The following is a 17838-nucleotide window of genomic DNA, read 5'->3' as shown; positions in this document are numbered from 1 at the left end:
GCGCTGCATGGCGAACCCGCCGCCTCCGGTTCGGCCGCCCCGCTGCTCGAAGTCGAGGACATGGTCGTCAACTACGGCAGAATCCAAGCGCTGCACGGGATCTCGCTGACGGTCGCGGAGGGTGAACTGGTCACCCTGCTCGGCGCCAACGGCGCGGGCAAGACGACGACCATGCGCGCCATGTCCGGGCTGCTGCCGCTGACCCGCGGGCGGATCTTGTTCGAGGGTCGCGACATCACCCACATGAAGGCGCACGAACGGGTGACCAGCGGCCTGATCCAGGCGCCGGAGGGCCGGGGCGTGTTCCCCGGTATGACGGTGCAGGAGAACCTCGACATGGGTTGCTACGGACGGGGTTTCAAGCAGAAGGCCGAGTACGACCGGACGCTGGAGTGGGTGTTCGAGCTGTTCCCGCGGCTGCTGGAGCGGCGCAAACAGGTCGGCGGCACGCTCTCCGGCGGTGAGCAGCAGATGCTGGCCATCGCCCGCTCGCTGATGGCGCGGCCCAGGCTGCTACTGCTCGACGAGCCGTCGATGGGCTTGGCGCCCATGGTGATCCAGCAGATCTTCCGGATCATCAGCGAGATCAACCAGCAGGGCACCACCGTGCTGCTGGTCGAGCAGAACGCCCAGCAGGCCCTGGCCCGCAGCCACCGCGCGTACATCATGGAGACCGGCGAGGTCACCAAGACCGGCCGCGGCGGCGAACTGCTCACCGATCCCGCCGTCAAATCCGCCTATCTCGGCGTGGGTTAGGCGTCCCGCCGCGGCGGCTGCGCCGCAGTCCGGTGCCGTGCGGCCGAGCTCGAGGCATGATCGTGACCATGGATGGTCACGACGAGCTGATGAGCTTGGCCGAGCGGTATTGGGACAGTGTGCTCGAGGCGGCGCCGAGCGAGGCGACCCTGCTCGGCGACCGCCGCTTCGACGATCGCATCGAGGATCTGTCCGTCGAGGCGGAGCAGCGGGTGCTCTCGACCTGGCGCGACCTGCTGCGCGCGGTCGACGCCCTCGACGCCGACCGGCTGAACCCGACCGACCGCATCACCCGCAGCTTGCTGCGCACCGAGTTGAGCGGCGCCGTCGAGCATCTGGAGTGGCGGCCGGTGGAGATGGCCTCCGACCAGATGAACGGCGTGCACGCCGCGGTGCTGATGATGGCGCCGCAGACCAACGCGCCGCGACCGGAGAACGCGCTGGCGCTGACGCGGCGGTACCGGCAATTCGGCGACATGCTCGGCCAGGCCGTGGAACGGTTCCGGGCCGGGCTGGCCGCCGGGCGCGCCCCCGCACGGATCACCATCGAGCGCTCGCTCAACCAGCTCGACGGCTACCTGGACTCCGATCACACCTCCGACCCGTTCGCCACCTTCGCCGGACCGGACGGGTGGGATGGCGAGGCCGCATGGCGCGCCGAATTGGCCGAGGTGGTACGGGATGTCATCCGTCCCGCGTTCCAGGTCTACCGCGACGCGCTGTACGACGAGCTGCTGCCGGCCGGCCGACCCGACGACAAGCCCGGCCTGTGCTGGCTCGGCGCCGACGGCGAGGACATCTACCGGCGGCTGCTGCGCCACCACACCACGCTGCCGGATCTCGGCGCCGAGGAGATCCACGAACTCGGACTCAGCGAGCTGGCGAAGCTGCGCGAGGAGTACGCCACGGTGGGCGAGCGGCTGTTGGGCACCGGGGATCTCGGCGAGGTGTTCGCCCGGCTGCGCGACGATCCCGCGCTGTGCTACGACGACGCCGAGCAGATCATGTTCGACGCGCGGCGGGCGCTGTCGCTGGCCACGGCCGAGATGGGGAACTGGTTCGGGCGGTTGCCGAAGGAATCCTGCGACATCGTGCCGGTGCCGGAGTTCCTCGCCGCGGATGCGCCCACGGCGTACTACTTTCCGCCCGCCGCCGACGGCTCGCGGCCGGGCACCTACTTCGTCAACCAGCACCATCCCACCGGCCGCGGCCGCTACGAGACCGCGTCGGTGGCCTATCACGAGGCGATTCCCGGCCATCATCTCCAGCTCACCATCGCCAACGAACTGGACCACCTGCCGCGCTTCCAGCGTCAGTCCTTCGCGAACACCGCCTTCGTCGAAGGCTGGGCGCTCTACACCGAGCGGTTGGCCGACGAAATGGGTTTGTACGAGGACGATCTCGGCCGCCTCGGCATGCTGGCAGGGGATTCGTGGCGCTCCTGCCGTCTGGTCGTCGACACCGGTCTGCACGCGAAGGGCTGGACCAGGCAGCAGGCCATCGACTTCATGGTGGCCAACGCGCCGGTCGGGCTGGCCGAGATCACCGTGGAGGTGGACCGTTACATCGCGATGCCGGGGCAGGCGGTCGGCTACAAAGTCGGCCAATTGGAGATCCGGCGCCAGCGGGCGGCGGCCCACGAGCGGCTCGGCGCGGCATTCGACATCAAGGCGTTCCACGACGCGGTGCTCGGTTCGGGATCGGTGAGCCTGCCGGTGCTGCGCGAGCTCGTCGCCGCATTGTGAGCGAGCACATCGCGCGGGCGGTTATGCCGGAGCCGAGCGTCAGGGAGGCGCAGGCATAGGCGTCGCTGGGCGCGGTTCCCGGCACGCGAACGGACCGGGAGCCGCTCCGAGCGGCACGCCGCCGGTGGGTGTCACCTTGTCGGTGGCGGTCCCTAGACTCTGGAGGGTGAGTTCACCCACGACCGCTCCGCGTCCCGCCACCGCGTCCGGCTCCAGCGATCCCGGGTCGGGCGACCGGCCGACGCTGCTGCTGCTGGACGGTCATTCGATCGCCTACCGCGCGTTCTTCGCGCTACCGGCGGAGAACTTCAAGACGGTCACCGGGCAGACCACGAACGCGGTGTACGGCTTCACCGCGATGCTGATCAACCTGCTGCGCGACGAGAAGCCGACGCATGTGGCCGCGGCGTTCGACGTGTCCCGCCAGACCTTCCGCGCCGAGGCGTACCCGGCGTACAAGGCCAACCGCACCACCACGCCGGACGAGTTCCGCGGGCAGGTCGAACTCACCAAGGACGTGCTCGGTGCGATGGGTATCCCGGTGATGGCGATCGATGGCTTCGAGGCCGACGATCTCATCGCCACGCTCACCACCCGCGCGACGGCCGAGGGTTTCCGCGTGCTCATCGTCACCGGCGACCGCGACTCCATCCAGTTGGTCGACGAGAACGTCACCGTGCTGTACCCGCGCAAGGGCGTCTCTGATCTGACCAGGTTCACCCCGGACGAGGTGCTGGCCAAGTACGGCCTCACACCGATCCAGTACCCCGACTACGCGGCGTTGCGCGGGGATCCGAGCGATAACCTGCCCGGCATACCCGGCGTCGGAGAGAAGACCGCCGCCAAGTGGATCCGCGAGTACGGCGACCTGAACACCCTGGTCGACAAGGTCGACGAGGTGAAGGGCAAGGTCGGTGACGCGCTGCGCGCCAACCTGAGCAGTGTGGTGCTCAATCGGCAGCTCACCGAGTTGATGCGCGACGTGCCGCTGCCGTACACGCCGGACCAGCTTGCGCAGGGGCCGTGGGATCGGGAGAAGATCCACCGATTGTTCGACGATCTCGAGTTCCGCGTGCTGCGCGATCGGCTGTTCGAGACGCTGGCCCCGCCGCAGCCCGAGGCGGAGGCGGGCTTCGAGATCAGCGGTGGCGCGCTGGAGATCGGCGCGGTTGCCGCCTGGCTCACCGAGCACGCGAAAGCCGGTGTGCGCCACGGTGTCTCGATCATCGGCACGGGCACTCCGGCGCATGGTGACGTGCGCGCGCTTGCCATCGCGGCGGGTGATGGCGAGAGCGGCTACATCGACGTCACCGTGCTCACCCCGGAGGACGAGGCAGCGCTGGGTGCCTGGCTGGCCGATCCGGCCGTGCCCAAGGCACTGCACGAGGCGAAGGCCGCCGTGCACGCGCTGCGCGGCCGCGGCTGGACCCTCGGCGGGCTGACCAGCGACACGGCTCTGGCCGCCTATCTGGTCCGCCCCGGCCAGCGCACGTTCAACCTCGACGATCTCTCGCTGCGCTACCTGCACCGCGAGCTGCGCGCCGAGACTGTCGATACCGCGCAGCTGTCCCTGCTCGACGAGGAGGACACCGTCGACGCCGAGCTGGCGCGGGCGCAGATGCTGCGCGCCCGCGCGGTGGCGGATCTCGCCGACGCGCTGGACGAGGAACTGCGCAAGATCGAGTCCACGCCGCTGCTCGCCGATATGGAGCTGCCGCTGCTCGGCGTGCTGTCCACGCTGGAGGACGCGGGCATCGCCGTGGACACCGATCAGCTGGCGACGTTGCAGCGGCAATTCGCCGATCGGGTCACCGAGGCGGCGAACGCGGCCTACGAGGTGATCGGCAAGCAGATCAACCTGGGCTCGCCCAAGCAGCTGCAGGTGGTGCTGTTCGACGAACTGGACATGCCGAAGACCAAGCGCACCAAGACCGGCTACACCACCGACGCGGACGCACTGGAGTCTTTGTTCGAGAAGACCCAGCACCCGTTCCTGGAGCACTTGCTGGCGCACCGCGACGCCACCCGGCTGAAGGTCACCGTCGACGGCCTGCTCAAGTGCGTCGCCGAGGACGGCCGCATCCACACCACGTTCAACCAGACCATCGCGGCCACCGGGCGGTTGTCCTCCACCGACCCGAATCTGCAGAACATCCCGATCCGCACCGACACCGGCAGGCAGATCCGCGACACCTTCGTGGTCGGCTCCGGCTACGAGTCGCTGATGACGGCGGATTACAGCCAGATCGAGATGCGGATCATGGCGCACCTGTCCGCGGACGAGGGCTTGATCGAGGCATTCAACTCCGGTGAGGACCTGCACAGCTTCGTCGCGTCGAAGGCGTTCGACATCCCGATCGCCGAGGTGACTCCGGAGTTGCGCCGCCGGATCAAGGCGATGTCCTACGGCCTGGCCTACGGGTTGAGTTCGTATGGGCTCTCGGCGCAGCTGAAGATCAGCACCACCGAGGCGAAGGAGCATATGGACGTCTACTTCGCTCGCTTCGGCGGGATCCGTGACTACCTGTACGAAGTGGTCGAACAGGCGCGCAAGGTCGGCTACACCCAGACGTTGTTCGGCCGCCGCCGCTACCTGCCCGATCTGGACTCCAGCAACCGGCAGCGCCGGGAGGCGGCCGAGCGGATGGCGCTCAACGCCCCGATCCAGGGCACCGCGGCCGACATCATCAAGGTCGCGATGATCAACGTGCACCGGGCGATGCGGTCGGCCGGGCTGCGTTCCCGGATGCTGCTGCAGATCCACGACGAGTTGCTGTTCGAGGTCGCGGAAGGGGAGCGGGAAGGGTTGGAAGCGCTGGCGTGCGAACAGATGTCCGCGGCGATCGCCCTGTCGGTGCCCTTGGAGGTCTCCGTGGGCGTCGGCCGCAGCTGGGACGCCGCAGCGCACTGAAAGCACAGCGCGACGCATCGACCGGACATGCCGGGCCCGACCGCACGGGCCCGGAATCCGGCATTCCGGGAGCTATCATCGCCCTGCCGCGCCAGTAAACGAATCACCGTGAACGGGACAGGTGTCCCGCCGCGCGCGGGCATCTACCGTGAGCTGGTCACATAGAGGGATTTCCGCATACCGAGCGCAGGGGATAGCCCATGACTGTCACCGATGAGTACCTGGCGAACAACGCGGCATATGCCAACGCCTTCCAAGGCCCGCTGCCGTTGCCGCCCTCGAAGGGGGTGGCCGTTGTCGCGTGCATGGACGCGCGGCTCAACATTTACGGCGCGCTCGGCCTCGCGGAGGGCGAGGCGCACGTCATCCGCAACGCGGGCGGCGTGGTGACCCCCGACGAGATCCGCTCGCTCGCGATCAGTCAGCGGTTGCTCGGTACCAGGGAGATCATCCTGATCCACCACACCGATTGCGGCATGCTCACTTTCACCGACGACGCGTTCAAGGCCACCATCCAGGCGGAGACCGGGATCAAGCCGGAGTGGTCGGCGGAGTCGTTCTCGGACCTGGAAACCGATGTGCGCCAATCGATCGCACGGATCGTCGCGAGCCCCTTCGTGCCGCACAAGAACTCGATCCGCGGCTTCGTCTTCGACGTCGCCACCGGCGCGCTGAACGAGGTCCCGGCCGGCTAGCGAGTACCGCAGTGCCACAGTAGGATTCGGGCAACACGCCCGGATCGCGCTGTCGGCGCCCTGCCTTACTGCGGGAGCTGCCGCACCAGGCGCGCCGAACCACTCGTGAGATCCACCTCATCGCGCGGCGGTGCGCCGTCGGACTTGTTCTCCCGGTGCATCAGCGTCGTCATTCGCTGCTCGAATTCGTAATGCTTCGCGCCTTGGAACAGCGCCGTCACCTCTTCGAAGCCCGCGGCCGCCACCGGGCGGCCCGACCGTCTGCGGGTCCAGGGCAGCACGCGGGTTCCGGTGAGTTTGTTCCATGCGACTTCGGCGAAGGCGAGCGCGATCAGCAGGAGGGACAGACCCGGGATGGTCATGGCGACGAGACCCATGCCACCGACGCTACCTTCGGCGTGCCCGCAATGCCCTGAACTGCGCGAATGGTACTCGCCAGTAGACAGATCCGGCATCGAATATGGTTGCTATTGCGCCGCGATGTCCCTATTCTCGATCGCGTGCCGAATCCCGTCGACCGCCACAGCGCAGCGCTCCGCGTCGCAGACCGCGACCGTGCTGTGTCGATGGCGTCGCTCACCGGGCACTCCGTGATCGCGCCGGTTACCGCCGGACCGGAAGTTCGCACCGGGCTTGTTCCGCTTACCGCGATGGTGGCGCAGCGTCGTCGAGGCCTCGTAGTAACCCGCCGTAGCGGGGTCTGATCCGGGCCGGCTCCCTCGCTGCGGGCTGTTCGACTTGTCAGTGCTGGTCCCCTCTGTCAACTGAGCCACGACATCTTCGGGAAGACCTACTTTCAATGACCATCCTGTCGCTCGATACCGACATGTTCCACGCCGCCGCTCCGAAGGGCCTGCGCGCCGAAAGCACCGGCCTGACCTCGGCGGAGTTCCACCGCCGCTATTGCGAGCAGCACGGCCCGATCCGGCTCGGTGACTGGTCGCCAGCGGGCAGCCGCACCGCCGAGTTCACCGCCACGCTGGAGTTCGCCGGCCATTTGCGGACCGTCGTCGCCGCGGGCAGCCCGGTCGCGGCGATGACTTCGGCCCTCTACGACGAGGGCTACCCGGTGGAGATCCTGCAGTTCCATCAGCGGCGCACCGCGAGTGGCACCGCCACTTTCGTGCAGTGCGAGTGCGACGGCAGGCGCGGTTGGGGCGCGGCCATCGCCGACGACGGCGCCGAGTCGACGGTGCGCGCGATGATCGCGTGCGTCAACCTGCTCGGCGTGTCCTGACATCGAGAACATCGACCGCGGGGCGGCTGGGTGCCGCTCCGCGGTCGAAGCATGCCGCCCGGGCCCGGTCACGAGCCAGGCCCGAACACGGACTCCCGCTTGCCGGGGCGGCCGTGTTCGGGCCTGGATCGATACCGTTGCGGCGCAGGAACTTTCCGCGCCGAGCCGACTACTGACCGGCCTGCTGTTCGGCGAGCTGCTTGCGCACTTCGTCCATGTCCAGCGCCTGGACCTGGGTCACCAGATCCTCGAGCGCGGCGGGCGGCAGCGCGCCGGGCTGCGCGAACACCAGCACGCCCTCCCGGAAGGCCATGATGGTCGGGATCGAGCGGATGTTGGCAGCCGCCGCGAGGCCCTGTTCGGCTTCGGTGTCGACCTTTCCGTGCACCACGTCGGGGTGCTTGTCGGAGGAGGCCTCGAAGGTGGGGGCGAAACTCTTGCACGGACCGCACCAATCGGCCCAGAAGTCGACGAGTACCACGTCGTTTCCAGTGACTACCTCGTCGAAATTCTGCTGGGTCAGCGTCTGGGTCGCCATGACGTCCTCTCGTGTTCGGTGTGCCAGCTATAACGCGGGCCGACTCGGTTATCTTCCACGGCGGATCCGGCCGACCGGCCACTCGCGCCGCTGATCACCATCCCATCGACGGATACCCAGCACGGTCGCCGGAAAATCCCGATCCCGCGCGACGGCGTGGATCGCCTCGCCCAGCTGATGCGGCGGCACGCGCCTGGCCAGCGTGATGTGCGGTGTCCAGGCGTCCGGATGCAGGTTGGCCGGAATGCCGGGGCAGGGTGAGATGGTGTGGAAGATCCGCCGGTGCAGCGCGAGCAGCGGCTCCGACGGCACGACCAGCCGCACCAGGATGGGACGGCGCGCACCGAAGACCACCAACCCGCCCAGCCGCACCGAGATTGGCGAGAATGCCTGCTCGTCCAACGCCTGCTCGATGCGCGGCCAGACCTGTCTGGCCACCGCCGCGGTGATGTGCGGGCGGTTGGACTCGTCGGTGCGCACGGCAAGGCTCGACACGCCGGCCTCGGCCAGCAGCCGCCACTGCTGACGAATCTCCGCGTCGGCGGCGTCATCGAGAAGTAGTTCGACCGACTGCACCATGGTCTCCCGAAGGTAACTGCCTCCGGTGTGTTCGCGGGCCGGTTCAGCCGCCCGGGCGCGGCGGCGAGAGGATGTTCCGGTGAACGATGCGAGCAAGCCCCGAGCGCTGCGGCTCGGCCTGATCGACGGCGACGGCATCGGTCCCGAGGTGGTGCGCGCCGCCAGGCAGGTGGTCGACGAGGCGCTGTCGGCGGCGGGCGCCGCGCGGGTCGACTGGGTGCCGCTGGCGATGGGACATCGCGCCATCGCCGAGTTCGGTACGCCGCTGCCGGAGCAGACGCTCGACGCGCTCGACGGTGTGGACGGCTGGATCCTCGGTCCCCACGACAACGTGTCCTATCCCGCCGAACATCGCGTCGCGGTCGCCCCGGGCGGCGCCATCCGCAAGCGGTTCGGCCTCTACGCCAACATCCGCCCCGCGCGGGCGTTCGCCGGTGTGCGCGCCGCGGCGCCCGACATCGATCTGGTGATCGTCCGGGAGAACAGCGAGGGCTTCTACGCCGACCGCAACATGTTCGCGGGGACGGGCGAGTTCGCGCCGACGCCGGACATCGCGATGTCGGTCGGTCTGGTGACCCGCGCCGCCTGCGAGCGGATCGCGCATCAGGCGTTCCGGCTGGCCGCGACGCGGCGCAAGCGGGTGACCATCGTGCACAAAGCCAACGTGCTGCCGCTGACCATGGGCCTGTTCCGTGACGTCTGCTATGCGGTGGCCCACGCCTATCCTGGCGTCGATGTCGACGACGAACATGTCGACGCGGCCGCCGCGCACTTGGTGCGCGCCGCCGCCGACTACGACGTGCTGGTGACCGAGAACCTGTTCGGCGACATCCTGTCCGACCTGGCCGGGGAGCTGAGCGGCTCGCTCGGATTGGCCGCATCGTTGAACTGCTCGGCGACCAAGGCCATGGCGCAGGCCGTGCACGGCGCCGCGCCCGCGCTGGCCGGGCACAATCGCGCGAACCCGGCGGCGTTGCAGATGTCGTCGGCGATGTTGTTGCGGTGGCTGGCGGCTCGGGACGCGGAGACGCCATTGGCGCAGGCGGGCGCGCGGATCGAGCGAGCCGTCGCCGCGACGTTGGAGGCGGGCATCGCCACCTCCGACATCGGCGGAATGGCTTCGACCAGCGAATTCACCGAGCAGGTGTGCGCGAGGGTGCACCGCAGGTAGCGTCCGAGAATCGCGGCGCCGGGAGGGGTAGCGCGCCACGCCCGAGCGTGTCACGGACGAACAGCATGGTGGACCGTGCGCCGACCCCAAAGCCGCAGGTCATGCAGCGAGGGGCTAGGGTGTCCCGGCAACGTACCGGCACGTCGGCGGCAGGGAACTTCGCAACGACTTCGTGTCGCTGCGCTATCTGCCCAACACGAACCGTCCCGGTCGCTTAGATTGCCAAACGGGTGATGTCGCCCGGGTTGCGTATATCCGAAATGTGGAGGGCTGCTGTGTCTGATCGATTGTTTCTCGGCGGGCGCGCCCTGCGGGCCGCACTGGGTGTGCTCGCCGCGGGCGCACTGGTGCTGACGGGCTGTACCACGAACACCGAGGAGTCCGGACCCTCGGTGCCCAAAGTGCAGGTGGACAAGGTCGACGAGATCGCCGCACAACTGCCGGACAAGGTCGAGCAGTCCGGCAAGATCGTCGTCGGCGTGAACATTCCCTACCAGCCCAACGAGTACAAGGACGCCGGCGGCCGGATCGTCGGGTTCGACGTGGACCTGATGGAGGCGGTCGCCGCCGTGCTCGGCGTCAAGGCCGAATACGTCGAGTCGGCCTTCGAGAAGATCATCCCCGCGATTCAGGCAGGCACCTACGACGTGGGCATGTCCTCGATCACCGACTCCAAGGAACGCGAGCAGCAGGTCGACTTCACCACCTACTTCAACGCGGGTATCCAGTGGGCCCAGCAGAAGGGCAAGCCGGTCGACCCGGACAACGCCTGTGGCAAGAAGGTCGCCGTGCAGGCGACCACCGTGGAGCACACCGACGAGGTGCCCGCCAAGAGCGCCAAGTGCGTTGCCGAGGGCAAGCCCGCCATCGATATCAAGCCGTTCGATGAGCAGAGCGCCGCGACCAACGCGCTGGTGCTCGGTCAGGTCGACGCCATGTCGGCCGACTCCCCGGTGACGGCGTACGCGATCAAGCAGAGCGACGGCAAGATCGAGAACGCGGGCCCGGTGTTCGATTCCGCGCCCTACGGCTGGGCGGTGGCCAAGGGCGCGCCGCTGGCCGCGGTGCTGCAGAAGGCCGTCCAGCACCTCATCGACAGTGGTAAGTACGCCGAGATCACGAAGAACTGGGGTGTCCAGGAAGGCGCCATCACCAAGTCCGTGATCAACGGCGCCGTGAGCTGATCGGTGGCCGACAACGACATCCGGTCGGCGCCCGGCGAACCCGGGCCCGACCGGGCGGATTCAACGCGGGAGCCGGAGCCGATCAAAGCGGTTCCGCTGCGCAGGCCCGGTCGCTGGATAGCGGCGGCGATCATTCTGGCTTTGGTGGCTCTGTTCGTCTACGGCGCCGCGACGAACCCGGCGTATCGCTGGGATACCTACGGGAAGTATCTGTTCGACAGCCGGATCACCGCCGGTGCCCTCGTCACACTGGAATTGACCGTGCTCGCGATGGCCATCGCGGTCGTGCTCGGCACCGTGCTGGCCGTGATGCGCCTCTCGCCGAACCCGGTGCTGCGGGCCTCGGCGTGGGTGTACCTGTGGATCTTCCGCGGCACTCCGGTGTTCGTGCAGTTGGTGTTCTGGGGGCTGTTCCCCTCGCTGTATCGCCAGATCCACCTCGGCGTTCCGTTCGGACCGCAGTTCTTCCAGCTCGACGTGCAGGGCCTACAGGCGGCGTTCACCTTCGCCGTGATCGGCCTCGGCCTCAACGAAGCCGCCTATATGGCCGAGATCGTCCGGGCGGGCATCAACTCCGTCGGTGAAGGGCAGCGCGAAGCGTCCGTCGCGCTCGGAATGTCCTGGAGCCAGACCATGCGCAGGACGGTGCTGCCGCAGGCCATGCGGGTGATCATTCCGCCGACCGGCAACGAGCTCATCGGCATGCTGAAAACCACCTCGCTGGTCACCGCGATCCCGCTGAGCACCGACCTCTACGGCCGGGCACGGGATATCTACGGTGTGAACTTCCAGCCGATTCCGCTGCTGCTGGTCACCGCCACCTGGTATCTGGCGATCACCAGCGTGCTGATGGTCGGGCAGTACTATCTGGAGCGCTATTACTCGCGCGGCGTCTCCCGCCAGCTGACCGCCAAGCAGCTGCAGGAACTCGCCGACGCCCAAGCGGTGGTGAAGGCGAAATGAGTACAGATCTCGGAAAGACCGACACCCCGGGCGGCGATCGGCGGTCGCCGATGATCGTCGCGGATCGGGTGTGCAAGCACTTCGGTGCGTTGCAGGTGCTCAAGGGCGTCTCGCTCGAGGTGGGCCGCGGCGAAGTGCTCTGTGTGATCGGGCCTTCCGGCTCCGGCAAGTCGACCTTCTTGCGCTGCGTCAATCACCTCGAGCAGGTGAACGCGGGCCGGCTGTACGTCGACGGCGAACTCGTCGGCTACCAGGAGAAGAACGGCAGGCTCTACGAGCTGCACCCGCGCGAGGCGGCCGCGCAGCGCCGCGAGATCGGCATGGTGTTCCAGCACTTCAACCTGTTCCCGCACCGGACCGCGCTGGAGAACGTCATCGAGGCGCCCACGCAGGTCAAGAAGATCCGCAAGGCGCAGGCGGTGACCAGAGCGCGGGAACTGCTGGCCCGGGTCGGCTTGGCCGAGAAGGCGAACGCCTATCCGGCGCAGCTGTCCGGTGGCCAGCAGCAGCGTGTGGCCATCGCGCGGGCGCTGGCGATGGACCCGAAGCTCATGCTGTTCGACGAACCCACGTCCGCGCTGGACCCGGAGCTGGTCGGTGAGGTGCTCACCGTGATGCGGGAACTCGCGGAGTCGGGCATGACGATGGTCGTGGTCACGCACGAGATGGGGTTCGCGCGGGAGGTCGCCGACCAATTGGTGTTCATGGACGGCGGCGTGGTCGTGGAGGCCGGGCCGCCGCGCGAGCTGCTGGCGAACCCGCGGCATGAGCGCACCAAGGCGTTCCTTTCGCGGCTGCTCTGAATCGAGCGCCACGCGGCCCGACCCGGCGCCGAGGCGGAGAGCAGCCACGCCGACCGTGGGCGACGAACCGTTCAGCGCCGCCGGTTGTCTCGGCGGCCGCGTCGACCATCGCGACCGCACCCCGCCGCGCCGTGTGCGGTCGGCTATCGGCTCGATGCCGTCGGCTCACTCGAGTTCGGTGACCGGGCCGAGACCGGGGATCGAGACCTGGCGTCGGCTCGAGTTCGGCGAGCAGTTGGCTCGCCGACTTACGTGTCGGAGCGCATGGCGATTCGCAGTTGGCCGAGGAGCACTTTGGCCGCCGGACCGGCGGGACGGTCGATGCGCCAGGCCAGCGCGAGCCGACCGCGCAGCTCGGGCTCGACGATGCGCACGGTCCGCACTCCGAAGGCCGCGGCCTCCTGGGTGGTGAGCGCGGGCACCACCGCGACGCCGAGGCCGCGCGCGGCCAGGCGCAGCAGTAGCGCGGGTGCGGCGGCCTCGTAGGCGATGTCGGGCTCGAATCCCGCTGCGGCGCAAGCGCGTTGAAACACGCCGCGGAGCCCCGTGCCGGGTGGCAGGCAGATCAGCGGGTGAGCGCACAGCGCGGCCAGCGGAATCTCGGCGTCGAAGTCGGCGTCCGCCGCCGGGACCGCGGCCACCACCGCCGTATCCAGCACCACATCGATGCCGAACCCGGGATCCAGTTCCGCGCCGGTCAGCCCGATCAGCGCGATGTCCAGTTCGCCCCTGCCGAGGGCGGCGAGCATCCGCTCGGAGGTGTCTTCGGTGAGGCTGATGCCGATCTGCGGATGGTCGTCGTGAAAATCGGCGAGCACGGCGGCGACATCGAATTCCTCGACCGCAGCGCCCGAGATGAGGCCGATCCGGACCTGACCGCGCAGCAGGCCGGTGAACTCGTCCACCGTCTCGGTGATCCGCTCGGCGGCCGTCAGCGCCGCCTCCGCCTGCCGCAACACGGCCGCGCCGACCTCGGTCAACGTCACGGTGCGTCCGCCGCGGTCGAGCAGCGGCTGACCGAGTTCACGTTCCAGCTGCCGGATCTGCGCGCTCAGCCCGGGCTGGGCCAGATGCAGCCTCGCCGCCGCCCGGGTGAAGCTCGCCTCCTGCGCGACCGTGACAAAGTAGCGAAGCTGCCGCAATTCCATAACTACTGATTCTAGTATCTAGAAGAACTATCTGTTTTACTTCTTATCACCGGTAGAGCAGCGTCGAAGGCATGGGAAACAACGCCACGCAGGCCATCGACATCGACGCTTTCACCGGCCCGGTCTTCCGTCCGGGTGACCCCGGCTACGAGGCGGAAATCGCGGGTTTCCAGACCGCCTACACGCACCGGCCCGCGCTGATTGTCGGCGCGGTACACGCCGAGGACGTGCGTGCCGCCGTGGAATACGCCGCGCGCCACGATCTTCCGATCGCCGTGCAGGCGACCGGGCATGGGCTGTCGGTCGCGGCTGACGGGGGAGTGCTGATCAGCACGCGCCGGATGACCGGCATCCGGATCGATCCGGCGAGCCGGACGGCGCACATCGGCGCGGGGGTGCGCGCGGGCGCGCTGGTCCAAGCCGCGGCCGAGCACGGGCTGGCGCCCCTGAACGGTTCATCGCCTTCGGTCGGCGTGGTGGGCTATCTGCTCGGCGGCGGGGTAGGGCTGCTCGCGCGGCGGTTCGGCTACGCCGCCGAGTACGTGCGGGCGATCGAACTGGTCACCGCCGAAGGCCGGGTGCGGGCGCTGACGCCCGGCGACGAGCTGTTCGGCGCCGTGCTCGGCAGCGGAGGCAACTTCGGTGTCGTCACGGCGCTGGACGTCGATCTGGTTCCGGTCACGACGGTGTACGGCGGGCAGCTGGTGTTCGACACGCCGCTGGTCGAACGAGCGCTGGACGCGTGGCGGCAGTGGACCGCGACCGTGCCGGACGCGCTGACCTCGACGGTCACCATGCTCGCCTTCCCGGATATCCCGCAGGTGCACGCACCGCTGCGCGGGCGGTACGTCGCGTCCATCCGGATCGCCTTCACCGGCTCGGCCGAGGAGGGCGAGCGCTCGGTCGCCCCGCTGCGCGCGGTCGGCGACCGGCTCGAAGACGACTTGCGCGCGATGCCCTACACCGAGTCGCACACCATCCACAGCGACCCCGACCATCCGCACGCCTACGCCGCCACCAACGCGCTGCTCGGTGCGTTCACCGAAGAGGCGGCCTCCGCGCTGCTGGCCGCCGCGGGCCCGGAGTCCGGCGCGGGAGCGGTCATCGACGTCCGTCATCTCGGCGGCGCGCTGGCACGTCCGAGCGGCACGGGGATCGCGGTGGACCATCGCGAGGCCGGATACATCGTGCGGATCATCACCGGACCCGAAGACGCCGCGACCCAGGCGGAGATCCGTGCCGCACTGGCGCCATGGACGCTGGGGCACAGCCTCAACTTCCTCTACGGCGCGGGCGGTGCGGCCGACGAGGCGCAGACCCGCGCCGGCTACCGGCCCGAAACCTACGCGCGGCTGGCCGCGCTCAAGGCGGAGCACGATCCGCGCAACCTGTTCCGTTTCAACCGCAATATCCGGCCCGCACGCTGACGGTCGTCGCCGTCGCGCTCTGGTCGGCGCGGCGGCGAGATGCTATCTTCGTGATATCACTTTGATATTGGGAGGATGTCATGCAGTTTCGCTCTGCGTTCCGGGTCAACGGCTTTCTGGTGCTGGTTGGGTGGTTCGTGCTCACGGTGCTGTTCGGTGGCGCCGCGGCGCTCGGTTTCGTCGCGGGAGCCAGGCACGGCAACGCACTCGCCGTTGGCGGCGCGGTGGCCGCGACGGTCATCGTCGTGGTCCTGCTGTTGCTCGTGACCGGCCTGACCGTGGTGAACCCGAATGAGGCCAAGGTGGTCCAGTTCTTCGGCCGTTACGTCGGCTCGGTGAGCGAGCCGGGCTTCTTCTCGGTGCTCCCGTTGACCGACCGCAAGAGCATCTCGCTGCGCGTGCGCAACTTCGAGACGCAGAAGCTCAAGGTCAACGACGCCGACGGCAACCCGGTCGAGATCGCCGCCGTGGTCGTCTACCGGGTGATGGACAGCTTCAAGGCGGCCTTCGCCGTCGACGACTACGAGGAGTACGTCGAGACCCAGTCCGAGGCGGCGGTGCGCCACCTGGCCACCACGCACCCGTACGACGCGCACGACGCGGACCGCACCAGCCTGCGCGACGGCGCCGAGGTCGCCGAGGAACTCACCGTCGAACTGCGCGAGCGCACCGAGATGGCGGGCATCGAGGTGCTGGAGGCCAGGATCACCCACCTCGCCTATGCGCCCGAGATCGCCCAGGCGATGCTGGTTCGCCAGCAGGCCGCCCAGGTGGTCGCCGCGCGGACCCGGATCGTCGAGGGCGCGGTCGGCATGGTCGGCCTCGCGCTGGAGCGACTCGCCCAGGAGGGCATGGTGGAGCTGGACGAGGAGCGCAAGGCGGCGATGGTGTCGAATCTGCTCGTCGTGCTGTGTGGTGATCGTCCGGCTCAGCCCGTTGTCAACGCCGGTTCGCTCTACTCCTGAGGCGGGCGGCCCATGGCTGAGCGCAAGAAACTGCTGCTACGCCTGGACCCGGCCGTCCACGACGCCATCGCGAAGTGGGCGGCCGACGACCTGCGCAGTATCAACGCCCAGATCGAGTACGCGCTGCGCGTGGCGTTGGAACAGGCCGGGCGCAAACCGAAACGCGATGACGGAACGGCGCCGGACGGTACTGCCGAGTGACGCCGCGGCATCGGCGCGCGATCCGGCGAAGAGTGTCGTCCGGTCTGGTGCGCACACCCTCCGTCCAGGTCGAAATACCCGCGATCATGGCTGGTGCCCGACCGCTTCGGCGCGAAGACTGGTTGTCAGCAACTTTCCAGCAGCCCGCACCGAAAGGGGAGTCCGATGACCACGACAGTGCATGTCGACGACACCGTGCGCGACTACGACTCGTGGAAGACCATGTTCGACAGTTACGAAAAGTTCCGCGCCGACGCCGGAGCCCGCAACTGCCGGGTGGAGCGGTTCCTGCACAACCCGAACCGGGTGCTCATCGACTTGGACTTCGACACCGCGGCGGCGGCCGAAGCCTTCCGGGACGACTTACGCAAGATCATCGACAGCCCGCGGGTGCAAGGGACGCTGGTGTCCCATGAGGTCTCCATCCTCGAGCTGGTCGACGAGCATCACCCCTCGTCGCTCAGGGCTTCCAAGTGACGAAAATGGCGGTGCCAGGGAACAGCTCGCCGCGCAAGGGGCTCCACTGCCCCCATTCGCGGTCGAGCCATTCCGGCCATTCCGGTTCGACGATGTCCGCCACGACCAGTCCCGCCGCGACGATCTCGCGGACCCGGTCGCCGATGGTCCGGTGGTGCTCGACGTAGGTGGGGACGTTCTCGCTGTCGACCTCGACGTAGGGGGTGCGGTCGAAGTAAGGGATGGTGGCGGTCAGGCCCGCCGGACCGGGATCATCCGGGAAGACCCAGCGCATCGGATGATTCACCGAGAACACCCAGCGCCCGCCCGGGCGCAGGACGCGGGCCACCTCCCGCATCACCAACGCCGAGTCGGCGACGAACGGCACCGCGCCGAACGCCGAACAAGCCAGGTCGAACGACGCGTCGGCGAACGGAAGGGCCTCGGCGTCCGCCTGCACCAGCGGCACCCGCTGGCCGCCGCGCGCCATGACGGCTTGCCCGCGCTCCAGCATCCCGCGAGACAGGTCCAGCCCCACCGGCCGCGCGCCCTGCCCGGCCAGCCAGCGCGAGCACGGTGCCGAGCCGCAGCCGATCTCCAGGACCACCTTGCCCGCGACGTCGCCGAGGAAACGCATGTCGCCCTCGTGCAGGCCCTCCGGGCACCACACGAACTCGCCGCCGGGGGAGTCCACGCCGAGGAACTCCGCGTGCGTCTCGTGGTACTGGGCGGCGTCGGCGTCCCACCAGCGTCGGCTGGCCAGCTGGCTGGCCGCCGATCCGATTCGGGTCCGGGCTGTGCCTGCCGTTCCGAGCAGTGCGTTTGCTTGCGCATGGCGATCTTCCGACACGCCGATCAGCCTATCGGCGTGGCGGCCCGACCGGTTTGCCCGGCCGGACCGGGGTCGCGTACGCTGAACGCGCGAGTGTCTTCCGTACAGCCGTACCGGAGTTCAACCCGTGCTGAGTTTCACGCGCGTTGCGTGCGGTACGTTCCTAGTGTCCGTCTTCACACCTCGCGGTGAGATCGCAGCGTACCGAAAGTTCCAATGTCCGCAAC

At 68.6% G+C, this 17838-nt stretch carries 18 protein-coding genes; 13 read left to right on the top strand and 5 right to left on the bottom strand.

What is annotated here, in order from left to right; genetic code table 11:
* Window positions 1–60: 60 nt before the first annotated feature.
* The 4 genes from OHA40_RS04945 (at window position 61) to OHA40_RS04930 (ending at window position 6107) form a co-directional block, all read left to right on the top strand.
* On the top strand, window positions 61–756 hold the full coding sequence (locus tag OHA40_RS04945; protein WP_330234047.1) for an ABC transporter ATP-binding protein: 696 nt from the start codon (window positions 61–63) through the stop codon (window positions 754–756).
* 68 nt (window positions 757–824) lie between these two features.
* Window positions 825–2501: a DUF885 domain-containing protein gene (locus OHA40_RS04940; protein ID WP_330231885.1), complete on the top strand. Its 1677-nt coding sequence runs from the start codon at window positions 825–827 to the stop codon at window positions 2499–2501.
* Between the two features lie 166 nt (window positions 2502–2667).
* On the top strand, window positions 2668–5412 hold the full coding sequence (gene polA / locus OHA40_RS04935) for a DNA polymerase I (protein WP_330231884.1): 2745 nt from the start codon (window positions 2668–2670) through the stop codon (window positions 5410–5412).
* Between the two features lie 200 nt (window positions 5413–5612).
* Window positions 5613–6107 carry a beta-class carbonic anhydrase gene (locus OHA40_RS04930; protein ID WP_330231883.1) on the top strand — a complete coding sequence of 165 codons (495 nt, stop codon included), beginning with the start codon at window positions 5613–5615 and terminating at the stop codon, window positions 6105–6107.
* Between the two features lie 65 nt (window positions 6108–6172).
* Here the strand turns inward: OHA40_RS04930 and OHA40_RS04925 are convergent, their stop codons facing one another.
* A complete protein-coding gene (locus OHA40_RS04925) occupies window positions 6173–6484 on the bottom strand; it encodes a DUF6191 domain-containing protein (protein ID WP_330231882.1) in 312 nt (103 codons plus the stop codon).
* A 422-nt stretch (window positions 6485–6906) separates the two neighbouring features.
* Between OHA40_RS04925 and OHA40_RS04920 the strand changes: the two genes are divergently transcribed.
* Complete coding sequence (locus OHA40_RS04920) at window positions 6907–7344, top strand: 2-keto-3-deoxygluconate kinase (RefSeq protein WP_330231881.1); 438 nt, start codon at window positions 6907–6909, stop codon at window positions 7342–7344.
* Between the two features lie 169 nt (window positions 7345–7513).
* On the opposite strand, the gene trxA is transcribed toward OHA40_RS04920, so the two are convergent.
* Together trxA and OHA40_RS04910 are read right to left on the bottom strand one after the other, a co-directional pair.
* A complete protein-coding gene (gene trxA, locus OHA40_RS04915; protein WP_330231880.1) occupies window positions 7514–7882 on the bottom strand; it encodes a thioredoxin in 369 nt (122 codons plus the stop codon).
* A gap of 48 nt (window positions 7883–7930) precedes the next feature.
* Window positions 7931–8461 (bottom strand): 2'-5' RNA ligase family protein, encoded by a 531-nt coding sequence (locus tag OHA40_RS04910; protein WP_330231879.1) that lies wholly within the window; start codon window positions 8459–8461, stop codon window positions 7931–7933.
* Between the two features lie 79 nt (window positions 8462–8540).
* Here OHA40_RS04910 and OHA40_RS04905 point away from each other — a divergent pair, with 79 nt between their 5' ends.
* From OHA40_RS04905 to OHA40_RS04890, 4 genes are all read left to right on the top strand, one after another.
* Window positions 8541–9632, top strand: a complete 1092-nt coding sequence (locus tag OHA40_RS04905; RefSeq protein ID WP_330231878.1) for an isocitrate/isopropylmalate dehydrogenase family protein — start codon at window positions 8541–8543, stop codon at window positions 9630–9632.
* A gap of 260 nt (window positions 9633–9892) precedes the next feature.
* A complete protein-coding gene (locus OHA40_RS04900) occupies window positions 9893–10816 on the top strand; it encodes an ABC transporter substrate-binding protein (protein WP_442943925.1) in 924 nt (307 codons plus the stop codon).
* An 18-nt stretch (window positions 10817–10834) separates the two neighbouring features.
* Entirely contained in the window at window positions 10835–11779 is a 945-nt protein-coding gene (locus OHA40_RS04895) for an amino acid ABC transporter permease (RefSeq protein ID WP_330234046.1), read from the top strand.
* A gap of 50 nt (window positions 11780–11829) precedes the next feature.
* Entirely contained in the window at window positions 11830–12582 is a 753-nt protein-coding gene (locus OHA40_RS04890) for an amino acid ABC transporter ATP-binding protein (protein WP_330234045.1), read from the top strand.
* A gap of 248 nt (window positions 12583–12830) precedes the next feature.
* On the opposite strand, the gene OHA40_RS04885 is transcribed toward OHA40_RS04890, so the two are convergent.
* Window positions 12831–13730: a LysR family transcriptional regulator gene (locus OHA40_RS04885; RefSeq protein ID WP_330231876.1), complete on the bottom strand. Its 900-nt coding sequence runs from the start codon at window positions 13728–13730 to the stop codon at window positions 12831–12833.
* 71 nt (window positions 13731–13801) lie between these two features.
* Here OHA40_RS04885 and OHA40_RS04880 point away from each other — a divergent pair, with 71 nt between their 5' ends.
* From OHA40_RS04880 to OHA40_RS04865, 4 genes are all read left to right on the top strand, one after another.
* Window positions 13802–15157 (top strand): FAD-binding oxidoreductase, encoded by a 1356-nt coding sequence (locus OHA40_RS04880; RefSeq protein WP_330231875.1) that lies wholly within the window; start codon window positions 13802–13804, stop codon window positions 15155–15157.
* A gap of 80 nt (window positions 15158–15237) precedes the next feature.
* On the top strand, window positions 15238–16122 hold the full coding sequence (locus OHA40_RS04875; RefSeq protein ID WP_330231874.1) for an SPFH domain-containing protein: 885 nt from the start codon (window positions 15238–15240) through the stop codon (window positions 16120–16122).
* 12 nt (window positions 16123–16134) lie between these two features.
* Window positions 16135–16323 (top strand): hypothetical protein, encoded by a 189-nt coding sequence (locus tag OHA40_RS04870; RefSeq protein WP_330231873.1) that lies wholly within the window; start codon window positions 16135–16137, stop codon window positions 16321–16323.
* A gap of 165 nt (window positions 16324–16488) precedes the next feature.
* The gene (locus OHA40_RS04865; protein WP_330231872.1) at window positions 16489–16800 is read left to right on the top strand and encodes a hypothetical protein; all 312 of its coding nucleotides are present in this window, start codon (window positions 16489–16491) and stop codon (window positions 16798–16800) included.
* Here OHA40_RS04865 and OHA40_RS04860 read toward each other — a convergent pair.
* Window positions 16784–17629 (bottom strand): class I SAM-dependent methyltransferase, encoded by an 846-nt coding sequence (locus OHA40_RS04860; RefSeq protein ID WP_330231871.1) that lies wholly within the window; start codon window positions 17627–17629, stop codon window positions 16784–16786. The genes OHA40_RS04865 and OHA40_RS04860 overlap by 17 nt on opposite strands.
* Window positions 17630–17838: the final 209 nt, after the last annotated feature.

The organism is Nocardia sp. NBC_00508, from assembly GCF_036346875.1.
In the GTDB taxonomy this organism is placed as follows: Bacteria; Actinomycetota; Actinomycetes; order Mycobacteriales; family Mycobacteriaceae; genus Nocardia.
Note: the sequence above shows the minus strand (reverse complement) of the source record. Positions and strands in the feature narration are given on the sequence as shown.

What these genes read in the sequence shown, in the direction of transcription:
- OHA40_RS04945 (WP_330234047.1), top strand. Translation starts at nt 61, where the DNA reads ATGGTCGTCAACTACGGCAGAATCCAAGCGCTGCACGGGATCTCGCTG.
- OHA40_RS04940 (WP_330231885.1), top strand. Translation starts at nt 825, where the DNA reads ATGGATGGTCACGACGAGCTGATGAGCTTGGCCGAGCGGTATTGGGAC.
- OHA40_RS04930 (WP_330231883.1), top strand. Translation starts at nt 5,613, where the DNA reads ATGACTGTCACCGATGAGTACCTGGCGAACAACGCGGCATATGCCAAC.
- OHA40_RS04925 (WP_330231882.1), bottom strand. Translation starts at nt 6,484, where the DNA reads ATGGGTCTCGTCGCCATGACCATCCCGGGTCTGTCCCTCCTGCTGATC.
- OHA40_RS04920 (WP_330231881.1), top strand. Translation starts at nt 6,907, where the DNA reads ATGACCATCCTGTCGCTCGATACCGACATGTTCCACGCCGCCGCTCCG.
- trxA (WP_330231880.1), bottom strand. Translation starts at nt 7,882, where the DNA reads ATGGCGACCCAGACGCTGACCCAGCAGAATTTCGACGAGGTAGTCACT.
- OHA40_RS04910 (WP_330231879.1), bottom strand. Translation starts at nt 8,461, where the DNA reads ATGGTGCAGTCGGTCGAACTACTTCTCGATGACGCCGCCGACGCGGAG.
- OHA40_RS04900 (WP_442943925.1), top strand. Translation starts at nt 9,893, where the DNA reads ATGTGGAGGGCTGCTGTGTCTGATCGATTGTTTCTCGGCGGGCGCGCC.
- OHA40_RS04890 (WP_330234045.1), top strand. Translation starts at nt 11,830, where the DNA reads ATGATCGTCGCGGATCGGGTGTGCAAGCACTTCGGTGCGTTGCAGGTG.
- OHA40_RS04885 (WP_330231876.1), bottom strand. Translation starts at nt 13,730, where the DNA reads ATGGAATTGCGGCAGCTTCGCTACTTTGTCACGGTCGCGCAGGAGGCG.
- OHA40_RS04880 (WP_330231875.1), top strand. Translation starts at nt 13,802, where the DNA reads ATGGGAAACAACGCCACGCAGGCCATCGACATCGACGCTTTCACCGGC.
- OHA40_RS04875 (WP_330231874.1), top strand. Translation starts at nt 15,238, where the DNA reads ATGCAGTTTCGCTCTGCGTTCCGGGTCAACGGCTTTCTGGTGCTGGTT.
- OHA40_RS04870 (WP_330231873.1), top strand. Translation starts at nt 16,135, where the DNA reads ATGGCTGAGCGCAAGAAACTGCTGCTACGCCTGGACCCGGCCGTCCAC.
- OHA40_RS04865 (WP_330231872.1), top strand. Translation starts at nt 16,489, where the DNA reads ATGACCACGACAGTGCATGTCGACGACACCGTGCGCGACTACGACTCG.